Origin of the sequence: Agromyces sp. Soil535 (genome assembly GCF_001428255.1) — a bacterium.
In the GTDB taxonomy this organism is placed as follows: Bacteria; Actinomycetota; Actinomycetes; order Actinomycetales; family Microbacteriaceae; genus Agromyces.
On the sequence record NZ_LMRW01000028.1, the window covers coordinates 86,128 to 108,008 of the forward strand.

Genomic DNA, 21,881 nt, shown 5'->3' on the forward strand with positions numbered 1-21,881 from the left:
CGTCGCGCGAGGCTCAGTTGCGTCAGGTGCCCCATCCACCAGAGTGAGGAAGCACAATGAAGAAGTCACTGCGTCTCAGCGCCGCGGTCGCGGTCGCCGCCGCGGCATCGCTGACACTCGCGTCCTGCGGCTTCGGCGGCGGTTCAGGCGAGGGCGACGCCGAAGGCGCCACCACGCTGGACCTGCTCGTCCCGAGCTACTCCGACGCCACCCAGGGACTCTGGGAGGACGTCATCGCGGGCTTCGAGGAGGAGAACCCCGACATCACCGTGAACCTCGAGGTGCAGTCGTGGGACAACCTCGAGAGCGTCATCGCCACGAAGGTCCAGGGCGGTGAGGCGCCCGACATCTACAACGGCGGTCCGTTCGCCGGCTTCGCGGCCGACGGGCTCCTCTACCCGGCTGAAGAGGTCGTGTCGGCCGAGACCTACAGCGACTTCCAGGAGTCGTTCCTCGCCAACGCCGAGGTCGACGGCACGGCGTACGCGCTGCCGCTCATCGCGTCGGCGCGAGCGCTGTTCGTCAACAACGCCCTGCTCGAGCAGGCCGGCGTCGCGGCGGCGCCCACCACCTGGGACGAGCTGCTCGACGCGGCGACCAAGATCTCCGCGCTCGGCGGCGGCATCGCCGGCTACGGCATGCCGCTCGGCTCGGAGGAGGCGCAGGCCGAGGCGGCCGTGTGGCTCTGGGGCGGCGGCGGCACGTTCGGCGACGCGACCGAGATCACCGTCGACGACCCGGCGAACCTGCCCGGTGCCGACCAGATCAAGAAGATGATCGACGCGGGCGCCACCCAGGCCGACCCGGGCTCCACCGACCGCTCGCCGCTCATGGAGATCTTCATCCAGGGCAAGATCGGCATGCAGGTCGGCCTCCCGCCGACCGTCGGCCAGATCGAGGAGAACAACCCCGAGCTCGACTACTCGATCGTGCCCATCCCCACGCAGGACGGCAACCCGTTCACCCTCGGCGTCATGGACCAGCTCATGGCCTTCCAGAACGACGGCGACAAGCAGGACGCGATCACGAAGTTCCTCGACTACTACTACACGTCCGACGTCTACGTGCCGTGGGTCGAGGCCGAGGGCTTCCTGCCGGTGACGAAGTCGGGCGCCGAGGCGCTCGGCGGCGAGGAGGCGCTCGCGCCGTTCCTCGAGGTGCTGCCCGACGCGCAGTTCTACCCGAGCACCAACCCGCAGTGGTCGGCGACGGATGCCGCGTTCAAGGCGCTCTTCGGCCAGATCCAGACGAAGCCCGCCCAGGACGTCCTGACCGAGATCCAGGCGCAGGTCGACGCGAGCTGACCCTCGCGACATCCGCAACGAACGCACCACCGGAGGGATCGGTGACCATCGCATCATGAGCACCACGACCGACACGTCACCGACCCGAGCGGGGGCGGCCAGCGGCCGCCCCCGCCCCGGCGGGGCCCCACCGGGCACGGGACGGAAGCCGGGCAGGCGCGATCTCGCGGCGTCCCTCCCGTGGATCGGACCGGCTCTCCTCCTCATCCTCGGCGTCGTGCTCTTCCCGGCGGGCGTCATGTTCTTCAACTCGACCCGCGACATCTCCATGTCGGGCGTCGACCACGGCTCGGTCGGCCTCGACAACTACGTCGAGGTGTTCACGTTCCCCTACTTCTGGCCGATCTTCGTGCGCACGATCGTGTGGGTCGTGGTGGTCGTGGCCGCGACCGTCGTGATCTCGCTCGGGCTCGCGCAGATCCTCAACAAGGCGTTCCCCGGACGTCGGATCGTACGCCTCGCGGTGATCATCCCGTGGGCGGCATCCGTCGTCATGACCACCATGGTCGTGTACTACGGCCTCGAACCGTACTTCGGCATCATCAACAAGTTCCTCGTCGACATCGGACTGGTCGATACGCCCGAGGGCTACGGGTGGACGCGCAACCCCGACACGGCGTTCGCCTGGTCGATCGTCGTCGCGGTGTTCGTGTCGCTGCCGTTCACGACGTACACGATCCTCGCCGGCCTTTCGACCATCCCGGGCGACGTGCTCGAGGCGGCCAAGATGGACGGCGCCGGCCCCGTGCGCACCTACACCGGCGTCGTGCTCCCGCAGCTCCGCGGCGCGCTGAGCGTGGCCGTGCTCATCAACATCATCAACGTGTTCAACTCGCTGCCGATCCTGAAGGTCATGACCGGATCGATACCCGGCTACGACGCCGACACGATCATGACGCTGATCTTCAAGTACATCCAGAACCAGCACAAGGTCGACGTCGCGAGCGCGCTGTCGGTCGTCGCGTTCCTCATCGTCATCGTGATCGTCGCGGTGTACGTGAAGGTCGTCAAGCCCATGCAGGAGGTCTGACCCGTGGCCGTCACCGCTCCGGCATTCGAGACGATCGCCCCGCCCGCGGCATCCGCTCGGAAGCGCCGCTACACCGAGGACCAGGTGCCCATCGGCCGTGTGCTGCTGCGCATGCTCGCCGGATTCATCGTGCTCGCCGTGTTCATCCTCCCGTACACGATCATGTTCTTCGGCTCGGTCAAGACGAAGTCGCAGATCCGTTCGGTCGACCCCACGTACCTCCCCACGGAGTGGCACTGGGAGAACTACATCACCATGTGGTCGACCCCCGAGACGCCGCTGCCGCAGAACCTCATCTCGACCATCGTCATCTCGGTGTTCGCGACCGTGCTCGTGCTCGGCGTCGCCATGCCCGCGGCGTACTACACGGCCCGGTTCCGGTTCCCCGGGCGCTACGTGTTCCTCTTCCTCGTGATCGTCACGCAGATGCTCCAGCCGGCCGTGCTCACCTCTGGCCTCTTCCGGCAGTTCGTGTCGCTCGGCTTGATCGACACCTGGGCGGCGATGATCTTCATCAACGCGGCGTTCAACCTGTCGTTCGCGGTGTGGATCATGCACTCGTTCTTCGCGGGCGTGCCGAAGGAGATCGACGAGGCCGCCCAGATCGACGGCGCCGGGCGCCTGACCGTGCTGTTCCGCATCCAGCTGCCGCTCGTGTGGCCCGGCATCGTCACGGCGATCGTGTTCACGTTCGTGGCGTGCTGGAACGAGTTCGCGGCGTCGCTCGTGATCCTCTCGACGGCGGGCAACCAGCCGCTCTCCGTAGCGCTCACGAAGTTCGTGGGCCAGTACGAGACCTCATGGCACTACGTGTTCGGCATCTCGATCGTGGCGATCATCCCCGTGGTCGTGCTCTTCATGATCATCGAGAAGCGGCTCGTCGGCGGCCTCACGGCGGGCAGCGTCAAGTAGCGTCCAGGTGGCGGATGCCGCGGCATCCGCTCTCTCGCGCCGACGCGCGCATTTCGCCGCGAGCCACTGGCAGCTGCCGCCGTCGAGCGATAACATCTCGCCGAAGGGATCGGCCATGGCTCGCCCGCGACACGTCATCATCTCCACCTTCGCTGCGCTCCTGCTGCTCAGCGGCTGCGCTCCTTCAGCGCCGGGCGAGTCTAGCCCCACGCCCAGTCCGAATCCGTCCACGCCAGCTGCGAGCGAGAGCCCAGCCACGCCGGAGGAACTGGTGCTCCCCACCACTTGCGAAGACCTCTTCCCGGAATCGACCGAGGCGGCGCTCACGGCCGAAGGACTCGAGCCGCTCGGCGACACGAGCGGTGCGGAAGGCTACGGAGCCTCCGATCCGTCGCTCCAGGCAATGATCGAGGCCAACGAGAGCGTGAGCTGCACCTGGGTGTTGCCCGGGAGCGAGCGAGGTCTCTCGACTTCCGTCACGATCGTCTCGGATGCTGACCGCGAGGCGGTGGCGGCCGCTCTGCTCGCCGCGGGTTTCGCCCAGACCAGCGCGGTCGGCGAGTACTACAGCATGGAGTCGGGTGGCGAGTTCCCGCACACCGAGACTCACGCGCTGTACGAAGACTTCTGGGTCGCGACCCTGGACGGTTTCGGCACCAGCGCCTCCCTTTATACGGAGGACGCCATGGGCACCGTGAATCAGCTCAATTTCTGACGGCCGCGGTGACGGATGCCGCGCCATCCGCCACCTCGGCCGCGCGCGCTCAGGCGGCGTCGGGCGCCGTCGTCCAGAGCCCGAGGACGTTGCCCTCGGTGTCGCGGAAGTAGCCGAAGTACCCCATGCCGGGGATCGCGGTCTTCGCCTGCACGACGGCACCGCCGAGCGAGGTGATCCGCTCGAGTGCGGTGTCGATGTCGTCGACGTCGACCGTGATGATCGGATGCGACAGGGCCTCCGTGCGTTCGAACATGCCGCCGTTGATCGCACCGGGTTCGAGCGGCGCATGCGTCGCCTCGTCGACGGGCGTCGTCGTCACGTTCGTGTACTGCTGCTCGGGCGTGACGTCGAGCCGCCAATCGAAGGCGGCTCCGTAGAACTCCCGTGCTCGTCCCTGGTCATCGGCCGGGATCTCGAAATGCACCACTCCGGACATCGTGGCCCCCTCTCGCCTGCGGCACCGGGGCATCCGTGCACCCGTGCCGCTCGGGAGCATAGTCCGCACGTCGGGGAGCCGAAAGGGTGCGACAGACGCCCTGCACTACTCGCGCCAGGGCACCCCACGCACGGGGTAGTACACGGTGCCCCCGGCATCCCAGTGCTCACCGAGCGCGGCGACCCGGCCGAAGAAGTCGTCCGTGTCGCGCCGGCCATCGGGGGCCGCAGGCGACCAGCCGATCTCGGCGACGGCCGCCAGGCGCGGGAACGCCATGAACTCCACCTCCGCGAGCGAACCGAGCGTCTCGGTCCACAGCGGCGCCTCGACGCCGAGGACCTCGGCCTCGCCGACCCCGGGAACGATCGACGTCGGCTCCCAGAGGTAGGCCTCGTCGAGCGTCGTCGGTCCCTTCGCCCAGTCGAGGCCGAGCCGCCCGCCGAGCGGGCCCTGCGGGTCGTCGACGTACTTCATGTCGAGATAGGCGACGTCGGCGGGAGACATGATCACCCGTCCGCCCTGCTCCACGAACGAACGGGTGAGCTCGGCCGCGGTGCCCTTCGGCTCGACGAAGCTCCAGTACTGCCCGACCGTGCCGGCCGGCAGCTCGCGGGATGCACCCATCTCGTGCCAGCCGATCACGGTCTTGCCGGTCGCCGCGCCCGCGGCTGCGATGCGGCGCACGAGGTCGAGGTAGTCGGCCTGCGACGTCGAGAGCGACTCGTCGCCGCCGAGATGCAGCCACGGGCCGGGCGTGAGCTCGGCGACCTCGCGCGTGACCTCCGCCAGGAACCGGTCGGTGGCCTCGGCTCGGTCGGGGGAGGCGCACAGCGACGAGAACCCGACCTCGGTGCCCTCGTACGGCGTGGGGGCGACGCCGTCGCAGTTCAGCTCGGGGTAGGCGCTGAGCGCCGCGTTCGTGTGCCCGGGCAGGTCGAGCTCGGGCACGACGGTGATGAACCGTTCGGCCGCGTACTCGACGATGCGCCGGTAGTCGTCCTTCGTGTAGAACCCGCCGCCGTCGCCGCCCACGGAGGTCGCCGCGCCGATGCCGGTGAGCTCGGGCCACGACTCGATCTCGATGCGCCAGCCCTGGTCGTCGGTGAGGTGCAGGTGCAGCACGTTGAGTTTCATCGACGCGATCTCGTCGACGTACGCGAGCACGTCCTCCACCGGGAAGAAGTGGCGCGCCACGTCGAGCATCGTGCCGCGGTAGGCGAACCGCGGGGCGTCGGCGACGGATGCCGCGGGCACGGTCCATCCGCCCTCGGGCGCCGGCGCGGCATCCGTCTGCTCGATCGCGGCGGGAAGGAGCTGGCGCAGCGTCTGCGTGCCACGGAACAGGCCGGCGGCGGCATCGGCCGCGATGCGCACTCCGTCGGCGCCGGACTCGAGCGTGTAGCCCTCTGCGGCGCCGTCGGGCGCCTCGCCGTCTGCGACGACGAGCGAGACGTCGGATGCCGCGGGCATGCCCTCGACCACGGGGAGCTCGAAGCCCGTGGCCCGCCGCGCCTGTTCGGCGAACGTCTCGGCGACCCCGGCCGCCCCGGAGCCCGCGACGACCAGCCGGGATTCGGCGGTGAGCCGGAACGGGGCCGCGTCGCGCGGCTCGTACGAGATGGGGGCGGGGATGATGCCGGTCACGGCGTCTCCGTTCTCGTCGGGTGACGTGCAGGCGCTCGCCACGGTCATGATGGCCGCCGCGATCGCGAGTAAGGCAGGAATCCTAACAAACATGATGCGGAGTCCATCCTGCCATGTGCGGGCGGGCAATGTCAGGGGGAGATTCCAAGATCGCCGACGCGGCGCCCGGCCGCCGCCCACGATCGGCGCGGTTGACCCCGGACACCGCGTCCCCCACAGTGGAACGGTGCAGTGGGCTCTGGCCATCCTCACCGTCGTCGCGTACGTGACGCTGCCGCTCGGGTCCGCGAGCTTCGAGCAGCAGGCTCTCGCGACCCTGCTCGTCGGCCTCGCCTACTCCATGCTCGCGATCTTCGGGTTCCGCTTCGTCCAGGGGCGCTCGATCTGGTGGGCGGTGGCGTTCGTCGGCGTGCAGCTGCCGCTGGGCTTCGCGGTGTTCTCGCTCTCGGGGGCGGCGGTCGGCGCCATCCTGCTCCTCGTGGTCCTCGTCTCGCAGAGCGTCCTGCTCCTGCCGCTGCCGGCCGCGGCCGCGGTCGCCGCCGCCATCCCGCTCGTGCACCTAGGCATGCAGTGGCAGGACGGACTGCGCGAGGGCCTCGGCACGCTCGCGGTCACGACCTTCACGCTCGTCGTGACGGAGCTCCTCGTGCGGGAACGGAAGGCCAGGGCCGAGCTCGCCGAGGCCAACGAGCGATTGCGCGGCTACGCCGCCCAGGCGGAGCAGCTGGCCACCATCCAGGAGCGCAACCGACTGGCGCGCGACATCCACGACGGCGTGGGACATCACCTGACCGTGGTGCAGATGCTGCTCGAGGCGGCTCGCGCCGTCATCCGCACCGCGGACCCCGAGCGCCTCGACGCCATGCTGGGCAAGGCGCAGGAGCAGTCGGGGCAGGCCCTCGCAGAGGTGCGACGGTCGGTGGCCGCCCTGCGGGAGCACCGCCCCGCCCTGGCGGAGGCCCTGCAGACCCTGACCGCGGAGGCGACCGAGGCGGGCGTTCCGACCGAGCTCGAGATCCGCGGCCGGGCCCGCCCGATCCGCGCGGAGGTGGAGGAGTCGCTCTTCCGGGCGGCGCAGGAGGGTCTCACGAACGTCCGCAAGCACGCGGACGCGAGCAGCACGACCGTCGTCCTCGACTACCGAGGCGCGGATCACGTCCGGCTCGAGGTGCGCGACGACGGCCGCGGCCTTCCCGAGGGGCCGGCCGCGGGCTTCGGGCTCACCGGGTTGCGCGAGCGGACGGCGAACCTGGGCGGGCGGGTGTCCCTCGACCCGGCCGGCGCCGCGGGACTCACCCTCACCGTGGAGGTGCCGGGATGACGATCCGCGTGCTCGTCGCCGACGACCAGGCGCTCTTCCGCGAGGCGCTCACGACCCTCCTCGAGGTGCAGGAGGGGATCGAGGTCGTCGGCGAGGCGGGCGACGGCGAGGAGGCGGTACGGCGGAGCGACGAGCTGCACCCGGACGTGGTCCTCATGGACCTGCGGATGCCCGTGCTCGACGGGATCGCCGCCACCGCGCGCCTCCGCGCGGAGCAGCCCGACGTCCGGGTGCTCGCCCTGACGACGTTCGACGACGACGAGGACGTGTTCGCCGCGCTGCGCGCCGGCGCCGTCGGGTACCTCCTCAAGGACGTGACCTCGGCGAGGCTCGTCGAGGCACTCGTCGCGGCAGCACGAGGCGAGTCCGTGCTCCAGCCGTCGGTGGCCGCGAAGGTCGTGGCACGGGTGGCGCGGTTGCCGCAGGAGCAGCCGACGCCGGAGCATCCGCTGTCGGGTCGGGAGGTCGACGTCGTCCGGCTGCTCGCCGAGGGGCGAAGCAACCGCGAGATCGCCGGCGCCCTCTTCCTCGCCGAGGGAACCGTCAAGAACCTCGTCACCAACGTGCTGTCGAAGCTCGAGGTGCGCGATCGTACGCAGGCCGCCCTCCGCGCGCGGGACCTCGGCATCCTCTGACCCGTCGGTGCGCGGCGCCGGTGCCCGGGCATCGGTCCCGGGTCACCCCGGAACGTGACCCGGAGCATGACCTTCGGCACCTGACGGCGCCCGTGCACTCCGCCGAGGATTCCCTGTGTCAGAACAGTGGAACCCACGAGGAGTCGAGATGAACCACGAAGAGGCGACCGCCAGCCGACACCCGGCGCTGCGGTTCGCGCGACACGCCCTGGAGATGGTGATCGCCATGGTGGTGGGCATGATCGTGCTGGAGCCGGTCTGGTCGTTCGCCTGGCCGGAGTTCAGCGAGAACACCACCGCGCAGGTCCTCGTGATGGCCACGAACATGTCGCTCGGCATGGCCGTGTGGATGCGGATCCGCGGCCACGGCCTGGCCGCGATCGCCGAGATGTCCGCCGCGATGTACCTGCCGTTCCTGGTGCTGCTGCCGTTCCACTGGGCCGGGGCGCTGCCCGCGATGGCGCTGATGACGGCCGGCCACCTGCTGATGGTCCCCGCCATGCTGGTCGCGATGCTGCACCGCCGACACGAGTACGGGTGGTGACCATGCACGCCGTCCTCAGGACCGTCGTGCTCGTGCTCGCCGCACTGGCGCTTCCCGCCGCCCTCGGCGCTCCCACCGTCATCGGCACCCTCACCGCCCTCAATGCGCCGCGAACCGACGGCGCCTCCCCGCCGCCCGCACTGGTGGCGCACGACCCGTCGAAGCCGACCGCGGTCGTCGTGGTCGGCGACAGGGGCGCCGTCGTGTCGGATACGCTCGCCCCCTACGAGATCCTCGCCACCACGGGGGAGTTCAACGTCTACACCGTGGCATCCGATTCGCACCCGGTCCCGCTGACCGGCGGGCTCGACCTCGTGCCCGACCTCACCTTCGCCGGCCTCGAGAATCTTCTCGGCGGGTCGGCGGACGTCGTCGTGGTCCCCGCCATGCCAGATGTCGGCCAACCCACGACGAAGCCCGTCACCGACTGGCTCGCCACCCAGGCGAACGGGGGAGCGCTGCTCCTCAGCGTCTGCAACGGGGCCGGCGTGCTCGCCTCGGCCGGCCTCCTCGACGGACGCCAGGCCACCGCGCACTGGCTGCGCATCGACGAGTTCGAGCGCCGCTACCCGCCCGTGGACTGGGTGCGCGGCACGAGGTACGTCGACGACGGGGACGTCATCAGCACGGCGGGCATCCTGTCGGGCATCGACGGCACCCTGCGCGTGGTCGAACGCCTCATCGGTGCGGATGCCGCGGCCGACGCCGCCGAGGCGATCGGCTGGCCGCACCACCACCCGGGCGGCCCGGCCCGGATGCAACAGGCTGACCTCGAGGCATCCGATGCCGTCGCGGCATTCAACATCCTGTTCGGCTGGGACCGGCCCACGACGGGCGTGCTCCTCACCGACGGGGTCGGGGAGATCGAGCTGGCCTCGGTCTTCGACACGTACGGCCAGTCGCTGGCCTTCGGCACGGTCGCCGTGGGCACGGGGCCGGTGCGGTCGCGCCACGGCCTCACCTTCGTGCCGAGGACCAAGACCGCTGACGGCCTCGACCGGCTCGTCGTGCCCGGCACGACCGAGCACGCCGCGATCGCCGGGCCGGAGCCGGTGCACCCGCACCACGCGCCGGGGTTCCCGTACGACGGCGTGCTGCAGGACCTCGCACGAACGACGGATGTCGCGACCGCGCTGTGGACGGCCAAGGTCCTCGAGTATCCCGTCGATGGCCTCGCCCTCAGCGGGCCGGCCTGGCCATGGACCGAGACGCTCAGGCCCATCGGCCTTGCCGTGCTCGGGGTGCTCGCGGCGCTCGGGGTGCTCGCGCTGATCCGAGGCGGCCGCCGTAGGCCCGGACGGGAGGATCCGGCGCCCGCCGAAGCGGTCGGCGAACGCTGACGTCGCCGGGACGCGCCGCACGAGGCATCCATTGCTATGCTTGCGAGCGTCGCGACTGGCGTTGAGATGGGTACCCATCGGGGAGCGACTGGCACGGACCGACCGCTCGCCTGGGCCGGTGCGCCTGCTGCCGCGCGAGTCGCGCTCGCAGCAGCACCCATCAGGTCCGCATGTCATGAAGGAGCCAGTCTTGGCCGAATCCGCCATTTCCCAGCAATCGGTGCTGAACGCCCCGCTGTCAGAGGTCGACCCCGAGATCGCCGAAGTCCTCGAGCTCGAGCTCGGGCGGCAGCGCGACTACCTCGAGATGATCGCGAGCGAGAACTTCGTCCCGGTCTCGGTGCTGCAGTCCCAGGGCTCCGTGCTCACCAACAAGTACGCCGAGGGCTACCCCGGACGCCGCTACTACGGCGGCTGCGAATACGTCGACATCGCCGAGTCGCTCGCCATCGAGCGCGCGAAGAGCCTGTTCGGCGCGGAGTACGCGAACGTGCAGCCGCACTCGGGCGCCACCGCGAACGCGGCCGTGCTCGCGGCGATCGCCACGCCCGGCGACACCATCCTCGGCCTCGAGCTCGCACACGGCGGCCACCTCACCCACGGCATGAAGCTGAACTTCTCGGGCAAGCTCTACAACGCCGTGTCCTACGGCGTCAACCCCGAGACGTTCCTCGTCGACATGAACCTGGTGCGCGACAAGGCCCTCGAGCACAAGCCGCAGGTCATCATCGCCGGGTGGTCGGCGTACTCCCGTCACCTCGACTTCGCCGCGTTCCGCGAGATCGCCGACGAGGTCGGTGCGAAGCTCTGGGTCGACATGGCCCACTTCGCCGGCCTCGTGGCCGCAGGGCTGCACCCGTCGCCGGTGCCCCACGCCGATGTCGTGAGCTCGACCGTGCACAAGACCATCGGCGGCCCCCGGTCGGGCTTCATCGTCGCGCGCGACATGGAGCTCGCGAAGAAGCTCAACTCCAATGTGTTCCCCGGCCAGCAGGGCGGCCCGCTCATGCACGTCATCGCGGCCAAGGCCACGGCGTTCAAGATCGCGGCATCCGCCGAGTTCAAGGACCGCCAGGAGCGCACGATCCGCGGCGCGCAGATCCTCGCCGAGCGCCTGACCGCCGACGACTCCCGCGCCGCGGGCGTCGACGTGCTCACCGGCGGCACCGACGTGCACCTCGTGCTCGCCGACCTGCGCACCTCCGAGATCGACGGCCAGCAGGCCGAGGACCTGCTGCACGAGGCGCTCATCACCGTGAACCGCAACGCGGTGCCGTTCGACCCGCGCCCGCCGATGGTCACCTCGGGTCTTCGGATCGGCACGCCCGCGCTCGCGACCCGCGGTTTCGACGACGCCGAGTTCACCGAGGTCGCCGACATCATCGCGCTCGCGCTGCAGGGCCGGGCGGATGTCGCGGCGCTCCGCTCCCGAGTGGAGGCGCTCACGGCGGTGTTCCCGCTCTACCCCGGCCTGCAGCAGTAGCGTCCGTATCGGAGCAACCACCACGCAGATCGCAATGCAGGAAGATCCGGCCCGACACGCCGAGGGCGAATACCCGGACGCGGCGTGTCGCACGATACTTCCTGCATTGCGGCCGGCCAGGCAGGAGAGAACATGACCGCCATCACGCTCGACGGCATCGCGACCGCGACGGCCGTGAAGGGGGAGCTCGCGTCGCGCATCGCGCTGCTGCGCGCCCACGGAGTCGTGCCGGGACTCGGGACGCTCCTCGTGGGCGACGACCCCGCGTCGCGCGCCTACGTGGCGGGCAAGCACCGCGACTGCGCCGAGGTCGGCATCGAGTCGATCCGGGTCGACCTGCCCGCGTCGGCGACCACGGCCGACGTGCGCAGGGCGATCCACGACCTGAACACCGCACACGAGGTCACGGGCTACATCGTGCAGCTGCCGCTGCCCGCCGGGCACGACGAGCACGCGATGCTCGAGCTCATCGACCCCGACAAGGATGCCGACGGGCTGCACCCGACGAACCTCGGCCGGCTCGTGCTCGGCATCGAGGGCGACCTGCACTCGCCCCTGCCGTGCACCCCGGCCGGCATCGTCGAGATGCTGCGTCGCTACGACGTGCCGATCCGAGGGCAGCACGTGACGGTGATCGGCCGTGGACTCACCGTGGGCCGCCCGCTCGGCCTGGTGTTCACGCGCAAGGGCCTCGACGCCACCGTGACGCTCACGCACTCGCACACCACCGACCTCGCGGCGGAGGTGCGTCGCGCCGACATCGTCGTCGCGGCCGTCGGCGTGCCGCACCTGGTGCAGCCCGACTGGGTGAAGCCCGGGGCGGCCGTGCTCGACGTGGGCATCACGCGTGTGCAGGACGAGGAGACCGGCAAGGACCGGCTCACGGGCGACATCGACCCCGGAGTCGCCGAGGTCGCCGGGCACCTCTCCCCGAACCCCGGCGGCGTGGGCCCGATGACCCGCGCGATGCTGCTCGCGAACGTCGTCAAGGCGGCCGAGCAGCGCCTGCGGCGCTAGCCCGAGCGAACCCGAGCGGATGCCGCAGGCTGCCTGCCTGCGGCATCCGCTGTCGACCTGCCGGTCGCCGGCTGTTCACCGCCAGTGCACCGGCACGCCGCACTGCGCGCATAGGTTCGCGCCATGAACCAAGCCGAGCTCCTCGACGCGCTCGCAGGACCCGTGCGCGTTCGGCGCGTCGTCGACGCCGAGCAGCCGGCCGCACCGGTCGCGCTCGCGACGGCGATCATCCCGGCCCGCGGCGGCTCGCAGGGGCTCCCGGGCAAGAACCTCGCACGGGTCGGGGGCGTGCCGCTCGTGGCCCGCGCGGTGCGCGCCGCGCTCGCCGCAACGCGCGTCGGCCGCGTCGTCGTCACGACCGACGACGACGGCATCGCCGAGGCGGCGCGGGACGCGGGCGCCGAGATCGTCCGCCGACCGGCCGAGCTCGCGGGCGCCACGGCGTCGAGCGAGTCGGCGCTCCTGCACGCACTCGAGGCGCTCGGGCACGAGACCCCTGGCCCCGATGACCTCACCGTCTTCATCCAGGCCACATCGCCGTTCATCGATCCGGCCGACCTCGACGCGGCGATCGAGCGCGTCGCGCAGGGGGAGCGCGACGCCGTGTTCTCCGCCGCGCCGACGCATGTCTTCCTCTGGCGCGATGACGCCGTCGCGGGCGCCGCCGGCGTGAACCACGACGCCGCCCACCGCCCACGCCGTCAGGACCGCGAGCCCGAGTACGCCGAGACGGGCGCGTTCTACGTGTTCCGCACCGACGGGTTCCGCGAGGCGGGCCATCGTTTCTTCGGCCGCATCGGCATCCAGCCCGTGCACCCCGACCATGCGCTCGAGATCGACGACGCCGCCGACCTCGAGCGGGCGCGGGCCCTGGCGACCCACATCGACCGAGGCCTCGCCGCGGTCGGGCGCGGCGTCGGCGACGCGCGGCATCCGCTCATCGACGTCGACGCGCTCGTCACCGACTTCGACGGCGTGCACACCGACGACACCGTGATGGTCGATCAGCTCGGGCGCGAGACCGTGCGCGTGAGCCGCAGCGACGGCCACGGCATCGCGCGGCTCAGGGCGGCGGGCGTACCCGTGCTCATCCTTTCCGCCGAGGAGAACCCCGTCGTGGGGCGGCGCGCCGAGAAGCTCGGCGTGGAATGCGCACAGGGCGTTGCGGAGAAGGGGGCCGTGCTGCGCGACTGGGCGGTCGCCCGCAGCATCCGCCTCGACCGCATCGCCTACCTCGGCAACGACCGCGGGGACCTGCCGGCGCTCGCAGAGGTCGGGTGGCCCATAGCGGTGGCCGATGCGGCGCCCGAGGTACTCGCCGCGGCGCGCCATGTGCTGGAGCGGCGAGGCGGCGACGGGGCCGTGCGGGAACTCTCCGACCTCATCGTCGGAGCCAGGACGACGGCGGGTGCAGACCGGCACCCGCGACGAGGAGGAGTGAGCGAATGACATCCGTGCGCATCGGCCGATCGGTGATCGGCCCAGGAATGCCCGTCTACGTGATCGGCGAGATCGGCCTGAACCACAACGGCGACGTCGAGATCGCGAAGCGCCTCATCGACGTGGCGGTGGAGTCCGGCGCGCAGGCGGTGAAGTTCCAGAAGCGCACGCCCGAGATCGCGACGCCCGAGCACATGCGCGACGTGCTCCGCGAGACGCCGTGGGGCACGATGACCTACCTCGACTACCGCCGTCGCGTCGAGTTCGGCGAGGCCGAGTACCTCGAGATCGCGTCGTACGCGCTCCGCGCCGGCGTGGACTGGTTCGCGTCGCCGTGGGACGTGCCGTCGGTCGAGTTCCTCGAGCGGCTCGACGTGGTCGCGCACAAGATCGCCTCCGCGTCGGTGACCGACATCGAGCTCCTCGACGCCGTCGCCCGCACCGGCAAGCCCGTGATCCTCTCCACCGGCATGTCGACGATCGACGAGATCGACCGCGCCGTCCAGGCGCTCGGCACCGACCGCCTCGTGCTCATGCACGCCACCTCGAGCTACCCGATGCCGGCGGAGGAGGCGAATCTCCGCATGGTCGAGACCCTGCAGCGCCGGTACCCCGGCGTGCCGGTGGGGTACTCGGGGCACGAGCGGGGGCTCCAGATCTCGCTCGCCGCCGTCGCGCTCGGCGCGGTCGCGGTCGAGCGGCACATCACGCTCGATCGCGCGATGTGGGGGAGCGACCAGTCCGCTTCGCTCGAGCCGCAGGGCCTCCAGCACCTCGTGCGCGACATCCGCATCATCGGCGAGGCGATGGGCGACGGCGTGAAGCGCGTGTTCCCGGGCGAGGTGGCACCCCGGGCCAAGCTGCGCCGGGTGCCCGCGTGAGCCAGGCGCTCCTCGTCGTCGCCGACACCGACTCGTACGTCAAATGGGGCGCTGCGCTCGCGTCGCAGCTTCCCCCGGATGCCTGGCGCGCGCGCGTGGTCGTCGTGGCGACGCCCGCGCAGCCCAGCGCACGTCAGCTCGATGTCGCGCTCGCGGGTTCGCGTTTCGCGCCGTCGGACGTCGAGGTGCGGGAGCTCCATGAGCTCGGCCGCCTGCTGGCCGACCTGCGTCCGGACGCGGTGCTCCTCGCGCTGCGCGGGCCGCTCGTGCGCGTGGTGGTGCCGGTGATCGACGGCGCCGACCGGCCGGTGCTCGTGAGCGGATTCCCCGGCCTCACGATCCCTGCCGAGCCGAAGGCCATCGTCTACCGCGAGCGCGTCGACCTCATCGTGCTGCACAGCCGTCGCGAGGTGCGGGAGTTCGGGGTGAACGCCGGCCATCTCGGCGTGCCCATCGAGCTCGGGCTCGCGACGCTGCCGTTCCTGCGCGTCGCGGCGCGGGAGCCCGCCCCTGTCGGTGCCGCGGGCTCGTCGGACACGGCCGCCGTGGGCTTCGACGCCGACCGCACCGATCTCGTGTTCGCGGCGCAGGCGAAGGTCCCGGCCCAGCGTGAGGACCGCGTGAGACTCCTCGGCTGGCTGGCGGATGCCGCACGCCGCCGTCCGCACCGGCGCGTCGTCGTGAAGGTGCGCGCCCGCGCCGGCGAGGCGCAGACGCACGCGGAATCGTACGACTACGGCGAGCTGCTCGCGGATCCCGAGGTGCGCGCGGAGCTCGGAGGCACCCTGCCCCCGAACCTGGTCGTGGAGGACGGCCCCATGGCCGAGCACCTGGCACGGGCGTCGGCACTCGTCACGGTGAGCTCCACCGCCGTGCTGGAGGCCGTGGCCGAGGGCGTTCCGTCGCTCGTGATCGACGAGTTCGGTGTGGCGCCGAAGCTGATCAACACCGTGTTCGTCGGCAGCGGGCTGTTCGGCGGCGCCGAGGCGGTCGTCACGGGCGCGGCGCGCCATCCGGATCCGTCGTGGCTCGACGACAACTACTTCCACGGGCCCGACGCCGACGACTGGCTCGAGCACCTCGAGGGCCTCCTGGCCAGTCGACAGCGCGACGGACTGCCACCGACCGTGCGGCGCTTCAACCTCACCGGCGGGGCCCTGCGTCGCGCGTTCGAGCGCAAGCGGATGCTCGGGCATCACGACCGCTCACTCGGTGGCGGCCTCGCGATGGCGGTCGCCGTGCCCGCGCGGTGGGTCGTGCGGCGGGTCAGGCGCCTCCGGGCGAGGCTCGCACCGCTGCGCGCCTGACGGCCGCCGCCGGCCACTGGTCGCGCGGCTAGTCGACCGGTGCGGTGTGCTCCTCGACGTGCCGCAGGTACGCGGCGGCGTTGCGGCGGATGCCCGCTCGCTCCTCATCGGAGAGCTCGCGCCGCACCTTCCCCGGCACGCCGGCGACCAGGGACCCGGGCGGGACGACGGTGCCCTCGAGCACGACCGCCCCCGCCGCGACGAGCGAACCCGAGCCGATGACCGCGCCGTTCAGCACGGTCGCGCCCATGCCGATCAGGCAGTCGTCCTCGACGGTGCAGCCGTGCAGCACCGCGCCGTGGCCGACCGAGACACCGCGACCGATCGTGAGTGGGAAGCCCGCATCGACGTGGCACACGACGGCGTCCTGCAGGTTCGACTCCTCACCGAGCGCGATCGGTTCGGCCTCGGCGCGGAGCACCGCGTTGTACCAGACGCTCGATCCGCCCGCGAGGCGCACGTTCCCGACGATGACTGCACCGGCCGCGACGAACGCCCGCTCGTCGACGACGGGCGCCGGGATGCCGGCGATGGTCAGGATGCGGGCGGAGGGGTCTGCGCTCATGGCGCCAGCCTACGCGGGCGGCCTCGACGAAGTCGCCTCAGCCCTCTCCGGCCCGGCGCCGCTGCAGCGCCACGCGGACGGCGCGGACGATGACACCGGCGGCCAGCACGGCGACGCCCGCAACGATGGAGACGGGCGGCAGCGTGGCGACGAGCACGACGCATCCGATCGCGCCCGCCCACGACAGCCAGCGCGGCACCAGCCGCTCGGCGCGCTGCTGCGTGAGCGCCGACGCGTTCGCGACGAGGTAGTACAGCAGCACGCCGAACGACGAGAACCCGATCGCACCGCGCAGGTCGGCGACGAGCACGAGTGCCACGATCGCCACCCCCACCGTCAACTCGGCCACGTGCGGCACCCCGAACCGCGGATGCACCCGCGTGAGCGCGCGCGGCAGCTCGCCGTCGCGCGCCATCGCGAGGCTCGTGCGCCCGACCCCCGCGATGAGGGCGAGCAGCGACCCGAGCGCGGCGACGCCGCCCGCGATGCGCACGACCGGTTCGGCCCAGGACCAGCCCGCGACGCCCACGACGTCGACGAGCGGAGCCGTGGATGCCGCGAGCCGGTCCGGCCCGAGCGCGCCGAGTGCCGCGGTGCCCACGGCGGCGTACAGGAGCACGACGATGCCGAACGAGATCGCGATCGCACGGGGGATCGTGCGGGCGGGATCCTTCACCTCCTCGCCGAGGGTCGCGATGCGGGCGTAGCCGGCGAAGGCGAAGAAGACGAGTGCGCCGGCCTGGAGCACGCCGTAGGGTCCGTCCACGGGCGCCGCCCCGGCGGCATCCGTGGTGCCGAGGCCCGCGGATGCCGGGCCGGGCCCAGCCAACGCCGCGATGCCCGCCGCCACGACGACCAGGAGCACCGCGATCACGGCTGAGACGATCACCGACGCGACACGCGCGGTGCGCGTGACGCCGAGCACGTTGACGCCCACGAGCGCGACGACCGCGCCGACGGCGACCGGCCTCTGCCACGCCGCCGGCACGAGATAGGCAGACGCCGTGATGGCCATCGCCGCGCAACTCGCGGTCTTGCCGATCACGAACCCCCACCCGGCGAGGAAGCCCGGCCACGCCCCGAGCCGCTCCCGGCCGTAGCGGTAGGCGCCGCCCGCCTCGGGGTAGCGCGCGGCGAGCTGGGCCGTGGAACCCGCGTTCGCGAACGCGACGAACGCGGCGATCGCGAGGCCCGCGAGGAGCCACGCGCCCGCGGCCTGCGCGGCGGGCGCCCACACCGCGAAGACGCCCGCGCCGATCATCGCGGCGAGGCCGATCGCGACCGCGTCGCGCAGCCCGAGCCGGCGGGCGAGGCGATCATGGGCGGGTCGTGGTGCGGCGGTCACGCGGGAACCCTACTCCACCGACGTGGACCGAGCGTGGCGGGATCGTAGGATCGACGCATGCCCTCCGAGCCGTCGTCCGCCCTCTCGCACGCCGCCGTCGACCGCGTCGCCGCCGCCCTCGCCGCGCAGGGCGTCGAGCCGCGGATCGTCTGGTTCGACGACGCCGTGACGACGGCGCAGCTCGCGGCCGACGCGCTCGGCGTCGAGGTCGGCCAGATCGCGAACTCACTCGTGTTCACCCTCGACGACGAACCCATCCTCGTCCTCACCTCGGGCGCTCACCGCGTCGACACGGAGTGGCTCGGCGCCGAGCTCGGCGGTGTCATCCGGCGCGCGTCGAAGGAGACCGTGAAGGCGGCGACCGGGCAGGTCATCGGCGGGGTCGCTCCCGTGGGGCATCCGTCGCGCGTGCACACCATCGTCGACGTGCAGCTCGCCGACTATCCCGTGGTGTGGGCGGCCGCGGGGCACGCGAAGACCGTGTTCCCGACGACGTTCGACGAGCTCGTGCGCATCACCGGCGGCACTCCGCGCGCGGTCGAGCCGCACGCCGCCCACTGAGCGGCGAACCGACGCTTCGCGACGTCGCCGCGGCCCACGCCGCAGACGCTCTCCACGTCGGGATTCTCCACATCGGGACTCTCCACATCGCGACTCTCCCCACGTCGGACTCTCTCACCATGCGATCCACTTCCTCGGACTGCGGAGACTCCGGCCTGATGCCGCAACCGTGTACAGACTCCGGCACTGCTGCCGCACCCGTCCACAGGCTCCGCTCTGATGCCGCCACCCCGTACAGGCTCCGGCACTGATGCCGAATTGGCATCAATGCCGGAGTCATTCGCCGGATGACGTCATTTCGGACGTGCGAGCCGATGTCGGTGCGGGTTGAGAGGCTCCGGCGGAGGGAGTTGAGCCGATGACTGAAGAACGGACGTATCGTCGCTGGCCTGATGAGGTCGGATCGGATGAGGGTGGGCCTGAGGGGGTCGGTCCCGAGGGGACCGGTCCCGGTGGGATCGGCGGCGAAGGGCCTGCCATCGACGTGCCTGGACTCGTGATGCGCGTGCGGCGGACATGCGATCTGCGTCAGCGTGATCTCGGCAATGCACTCGGCCTCGACCAATCGCAGGTTGCACGCATCGAGTCGGCGCGACGTCGGATCGGTCTGCCGCTGCTGGCCCGGATCCTGGCGCTCGCCGACCTTCGCATTGCAGTCCTCGACCGAGATGGGGTCGAGGTCGTACCCGTTCCGCATGACGTCCTTCGCGATAACGCCGGGCGCCGCATGCCCGCCCATCTCGACGTCCGTGTCCCGTCCGACAGGCCGGTGTCGGCGATGCTCAAAGCCCATCACGATCGTCCGATGCCGCAGGCGTGGTACCACCATCGACCCGAACGAGACCGGCGGCGGGTGACGCGGGACGCCGGCGCGATCGATGATCAGCCGACCCTGCGTGGCCTTGCGCTGCTCGAGCGTGATCGACGCGCCGCGCGCACTCGGGACGTGCGTCAGCGGGCAGCCGCGCTGCTCGAGCTCGACTGCAGCTGCTCAAGTACCTGTTGGGAGCGCCGCGCGTGTGCGGACGCCTGCACGTGTCGATGCGAGCAATGACCGCTCGTGTCGCCCGCGTCGTCCGTCAGGCGTCGCGCCGGGCGCCCTGGCTCGGGTGCACCGTGAAGATCCCCGGCTCCCGATAGCCGCGCTCGGCGAAGGCCGCGGTGATCTCGCGCGTCACGACCGGCACGAGCGCGTCGATCATGAGCGCGATGGCCGAGCCACCGAACCCGCCGCCCGTCATACGCGCGCCGATCGCGCCGTGCGCCTGCGCGGTGGCGACCGCGAGGTCGAGCTCGGGCACCGAGATCTCGAAGTCGTCCCGCATCGACACGTGCGAGGCATCGAGGAACGGGCCGATGGCGCCAGGGCCGTGCTCCCGGAGCGTGCGCACCGTGTCGAGCACGCGCTGGTTCTCGGTCACCACGTGCCGCACGCGGCGGAAGGTCTCGTCGTCGAGCACGTCGGCGGCGCGCTCGAGGTCGTCGAGCCGGACGTCGCGCAGCGAGTCGACGCCGAGCGCATGCGCGCCGGCCTCGCACGATGCCCGCCGCGCCGCGTACCCGCCCGAGGCGTGGGCGTGCTCGACCTTCGTGTCGATGACGAGGAGCGACAGGCCGTCCGCCGCGAAGCCGAGCGGAATCACGTCGGCGTCCAGGCTGCGGCAGTCGAGGAAGACGCCGGCATCCGCTTCGCCGAGGAGCGACGCGGATTGGTCCATGATGCCGGTCGGCGCACCGACCACGCGGTTCTCGGCGAGCTGGCCGACCTTCGCCAGCGTCGACCGGTCGAAGCCGAGACCCCAGTGCTCGTCGAGCGCGAGCGCCACGGCGGACTCGATCGCGGCTGACGACGACAGCCCGGCGCCGACCGGGACGGAGCTCGTGATGTACAGGTCGACGCCCCGCACATGCTCGAGGTCGGCGCCGAACTCGCCGAGGGCCCACGCCACCCCGAGCGGGTAGGCCGCCCACCCGTCGAGGGCGTCGGGCGCGAGCTCGTCGACGTGGATCTCGACGGGCTCGGCGGTGAAGCTGGAGGCCACCCGGATGACGCGGTCATCGCGGTCGCCGAGCGCCACGGCGGTGCGGTGGTCGATGGCGAACGGGAACACGAACCCGTCGTTGTAATCGGTGTGCTCGCCGATGAGGTTCACCCGTCCGGGGGCGGACCAGGCGCCGATCGGCTTCCGTCCGTACCACTCGGCGAATCCGTGCATCGCCTCTGCGACCCCGCTCATGCCTCGACCCCGAGCTCTCCGATCGCGCGGCGCAGCGCCTCCGCCTGCGTTTCGGGGACGACATCCCCGATCCAAGCTCCCATCGCGGCCTCCGAGCCGGCGAGGTACTTCAGCTTGTCGGCGGCCCGTCGCGGGCTGGTGAGCTGCAGCATGAGCCGCACGTCGTCGCGTCCCTCGTGCACGGGTGCCTGGTGCCACGCGGCGATGTAGGGCGTCGGCGTGTCGTAGAGCCGGTCGACGCCGCGCAGGAGCCGCAGGTAGAGCGAGGCGAGCTCGTCGCGCTCGGCGAGGGTCGTCGCGGCGAAGTCGGGCACGTGCCGGTGGGGGAGCAGGTGCACCTCGATCGGCCAGCGTGCGGCGAACGGCACGAACGCCGTCCAGTGCTCGCCCGAGAGGAGCATCCGGGGGCCGTTGCGCTCGCGCTCGAGGATGTCGGCCATGAGCGTGGGGCCGTAGGCGTCGATGGCGGCGAGCAGCCGCTCGGTGCGCGGCGTGACGTAGGGGTAGGCGTAGATCTGCCCGTGCGGATGCGGCAGGGTGACGCCGATCTCGCGTCCGCGATTCTCGAACGGGAACACCTCCTCGACCCCGGGCAGGGCCGAGAGCGCGGCGGTGCGCTGCGCCCACGCCTCGATGACCGTGCGGGCACGCGAGACGCTCAGCGTGCCGAAGGAGCCCTCGTGCTCGGGGCTGAAGCAGACCACTTCGCAGCGCCCCACCGAGGGCAGCGTGCGCTCGAGGCCGACGCGTCGGAGGTCGGCCAGGGCGTCTGCGCTGGAGGCATCCGGTGCGGCGACCTCGGGGCCGAACGACGGCGATCGGTTCTCGAACACGGCGACGTCGTAGTCGCTCGGGATCTCCGACGGGTTGCCCGGGCGCTGGGGGGCGAGCGGGTCGAGGTCGGCGGGGGGCAGGAAGACGCGATTCTGCCGCGCGGCGGCGATCGAGATCCACTCGCCGGTGAGCGGATCCTGCCGCATGTGCGCGGTCGCGGGTCGCGGATCGAGCTCGCGCTCGTCGATGGCGCGCTCGGGCGGCAACGTGGTGTCGGCGTCGTCGAAGTAGATGAGTTCGCGGCCGTCGGCGAGCGTCGACGGGCGCACGGTGATGCGTGGATCGGTCTGCACGCGGCCACGATACGCGACTTTCGTTTCGCAAACA

General features: G+C 71.5%; 21 protein-coding genes and 1 riboswitch. Of the genes, 15 read left to right on the forward strand and 6 right to left on the reverse strand.

Features of this window, described 5'->3' with window-relative positions:
* Positions 1-56: 56 nt before the first annotated feature.
* The 4 genes from ASG80_RS21080 to ASG80_RS21095 all read left to right on the forward strand — a co-directional run bounded on the left by ASG80_RS21080 (position 57) and on the right by ASG80_RS21095 (position 3,961).
* Positions 57-1,304: an extracellular solute-binding protein gene (locus ASG80_RS21080; RefSeq protein WP_056734457.1), complete on the forward strand. Its 1,248-nt coding sequence runs from the start codon at positions 57-59 to the stop codon at positions 1,302-1,304.
* A 55-nt stretch (positions 1,305-1,359) separates the two neighbouring features.
* The gene (locus tag ASG80_RS21085) at positions 1,360-2,334 is read left to right on the forward strand and encodes a carbohydrate ABC transporter permease (protein ID WP_056734459.1); all 975 of its coding nucleotides are present in this window, start codon (positions 1,360-1,362) and stop codon (positions 2,332-2,334) included.
* A gap of 3 nt (positions 2,335-2,337) precedes the next feature.
* Complete coding sequence (locus tag ASG80_RS21090) at positions 2,338-3,246, forward strand: carbohydrate ABC transporter permease (RefSeq protein WP_235508436.1); 909 nt, start codon at positions 2,338-2,340, stop codon at positions 3,244-3,246.
* 115 nt (positions 3,247-3,361) lie between these two features.
* A complete protein-coding gene (locus ASG80_RS21095) occupies positions 3,362-3,961 on the forward strand; it encodes a hypothetical protein (protein ID WP_156402002.1) in 600 nt (199 codons plus the stop codon).
* Between the two features lie 49 nt (positions 3,962-4,010).
* Here the strand turns inward: ASG80_RS21095 and ASG80_RS21100 are convergent, their stop codons facing one another.
* A complete protein-coding gene (locus ASG80_RS21100; RefSeq protein WP_056734464.1) occupies positions 4,011-4,400 on the reverse strand; it encodes a VOC family protein in 390 nt (129 codons plus the stop codon).
* A gap of 105 nt (positions 4,401-4,505) precedes the next feature.
* The gene (locus ASG80_RS21105; protein WP_056734468.1) at positions 4,506-6,092 is read right to left on the reverse strand and encodes a beta-N-acetylhexosaminidase; all 1,587 of its coding nucleotides are present in this window, start codon (positions 6,090-6,092) and stop codon (positions 4,506-4,508) included.
* Between the two features lie 178 nt (positions 6,093-6,270).
* Here ASG80_RS21105 and ASG80_RS21110 point away from each other — a divergent pair, with 178 nt between their 5' ends.
* The 9 genes from ASG80_RS21110 to ASG80_RS21150 all read left to right on the forward strand — a co-directional run bounded on the left by ASG80_RS21110 (position 6,271) and on the right by ASG80_RS21150 (position 16,012).
* The gene (locus ASG80_RS21110) at positions 6,271-7,365 is read left to right on the forward strand and encodes a sensor histidine kinase (protein ID WP_056734469.1); all 1,095 of its coding nucleotides are present in this window, start codon (positions 6,271-6,273) and stop codon (positions 7,363-7,365) included.
* Positions 7,362-8,000: a response regulator transcription factor gene (locus ASG80_RS21115; RefSeq protein WP_056734470.1), complete on the forward strand. Its 639-nt coding sequence runs from the start codon at positions 7,362-7,364 to the stop codon at positions 7,998-8,000. Before ASG80_RS21110 ends, ASG80_RS21115 begins: the two co-directional genes overlap by 4 nt.
* Positions 8,001-8,148: 148 nt before the next feature.
* Positions 8,149-8,544, forward strand: coding sequence for a hypothetical protein (locus ASG80_RS21120; RefSeq protein ID WP_056734475.1), 396 nt, complete (start codon positions 8,149-8,151; stop codon positions 8,542-8,544).
* Between the two features lie 2 nt (positions 8,545-8,546).
* Positions 8,547-9,884, forward strand: a complete 1,338-nt coding sequence (locus ASG80_RS21125; RefSeq protein ID WP_056734673.1) for a DJ-1/PfpI family protein — start codon at positions 8,547-8,549, stop codon at positions 9,882-9,884.
* Between the two features lie 41 nt (positions 9,885-9,925).
* A riboswitch (ZMP/ZTP riboswitch) is annotated at positions 9,926-10,007 on the forward strand.
* A 67-nt stretch (positions 10,008-10,074) separates the two neighbouring features.
* Positions 10,075-11,367: a serine hydroxymethyltransferase gene (glyA, locus tag ASG80_RS21130; protein WP_304439135.1), complete on the forward strand. Its 1,293-nt coding sequence runs from the start codon at positions 10,075-10,077 to the stop codon at positions 11,365-11,367.
* Positions 11,368-11,499: 132 nt separating this feature from the next.
* A complete protein-coding gene (locus tag ASG80_RS21135) occupies positions 11,500-12,384 on the forward strand; it encodes a bifunctional methylenetetrahydrofolate dehydrogenase/methenyltetrahydrofolate cyclohydrolase (RefSeq protein WP_056734477.1) in 885 nt (294 codons plus the stop codon).
* Between the two features lie 123 nt (positions 12,385-12,507).
* Positions 12,508-13,833 carry an acylneuraminate cytidylyltransferase gene (locus ASG80_RS21140; RefSeq protein ID WP_082590835.1) on the forward strand — a complete coding sequence of 442 codons (1,326 nt, stop codon included), beginning with the start codon at positions 12,508-12,510 and terminating at the stop codon, positions 13,831-13,833.
* A complete protein-coding gene (locus ASG80_RS21145; protein WP_056734478.1) occupies positions 13,830-14,705 on the forward strand; it encodes an N-acetylneuraminate synthase family protein in 876 nt (291 codons plus the stop codon). The genes ASG80_RS21140 and ASG80_RS21145 overlap by 4 nt, the downstream gene beginning before the upstream one ends.
* Positions 14,702-16,012, forward strand: a complete 1,311-nt coding sequence (locus ASG80_RS21150) for a DUF6716 putative glycosyltransferase (RefSeq protein ID WP_056734479.1) — start codon at positions 14,702-14,704, stop codon at positions 16,010-16,012. Before ASG80_RS21145 ends, ASG80_RS21150 begins: the two co-directional genes overlap by 4 nt.
* Before the next feature lie 28 nt (positions 16,013-16,040).
* Here ASG80_RS21150 and ASG80_RS21155 read toward each other — a convergent pair whose 3' ends face one another.
* Both ASG80_RS21155 and ASG80_RS21160 read right to left on the reverse strand, forming a co-directional pair.
* On the reverse strand, positions 16,041-16,577 hold the full coding sequence (locus tag ASG80_RS21155) for a gamma carbonic anhydrase family protein (RefSeq protein ID WP_056734480.1): 537 nt from the start codon (positions 16,575-16,577) through the stop codon (positions 16,041-16,043).
* Between the two features lie 37 nt (positions 16,578-16,614).
* On the reverse strand, positions 16,615-17,922 hold the full coding sequence (locus tag ASG80_RS21160) for an APC family permease (RefSeq protein ID WP_056734482.1): 1,308 nt from the start codon (positions 17,920-17,922) through the stop codon (positions 16,615-16,617).
* Positions 17,923-17,979: 57 nt separating this feature from the next.
* Between ASG80_RS21160 and ASG80_RS21165 the strand changes: the two genes are divergently transcribed.
* Together ASG80_RS21165 and ASG80_RS23800 are read left to right on the forward strand one after the other, a co-directional pair.
* The gene (locus ASG80_RS21165; protein WP_056734484.1) at positions 17,980-18,483 is read left to right on the forward strand and encodes a YbaK/EbsC family protein; all 504 of its coding nucleotides are present in this window, start codon (positions 17,980-17,982) and stop codon (positions 18,481-18,483) included.
* Between the two features lie 358 nt (positions 18,484-18,841).
* The gene (locus ASG80_RS23800) at positions 18,842-19,537 is read left to right on the forward strand and encodes a helix-turn-helix transcriptional regulator (protein ID WP_156402003.1); all 696 of its coding nucleotides are present in this window, start codon (positions 18,842-18,844) and stop codon (positions 19,535-19,537) included.
* A 25-nt stretch (positions 19,538-19,562) separates the two neighbouring features.
* Here ASG80_RS23800 and galK read toward each other — a convergent pair whose 3' ends face one another.
* Both galK and galT read right to left on the reverse strand, forming a co-directional pair.
* Complete coding sequence (galK, locus tag ASG80_RS21175) at positions 19,563-20,720, reverse strand: galactokinase (protein ID WP_056734489.1); 1,158 nt, start codon at positions 20,718-20,720, stop codon at positions 19,563-19,565.
* Complete coding sequence (galT, locus tag ASG80_RS21180) at positions 20,717-21,847, reverse strand: galactose-1-phosphate uridylyltransferase (RefSeq protein WP_056734491.1); 1,131 nt, start codon at positions 21,845-21,847, stop codon at positions 20,717-20,719. Before galT ends, galK begins: the two co-directional genes overlap by 4 nt.
* Positions 21,848-21,881 lie beyond the last annotated feature (34 nt).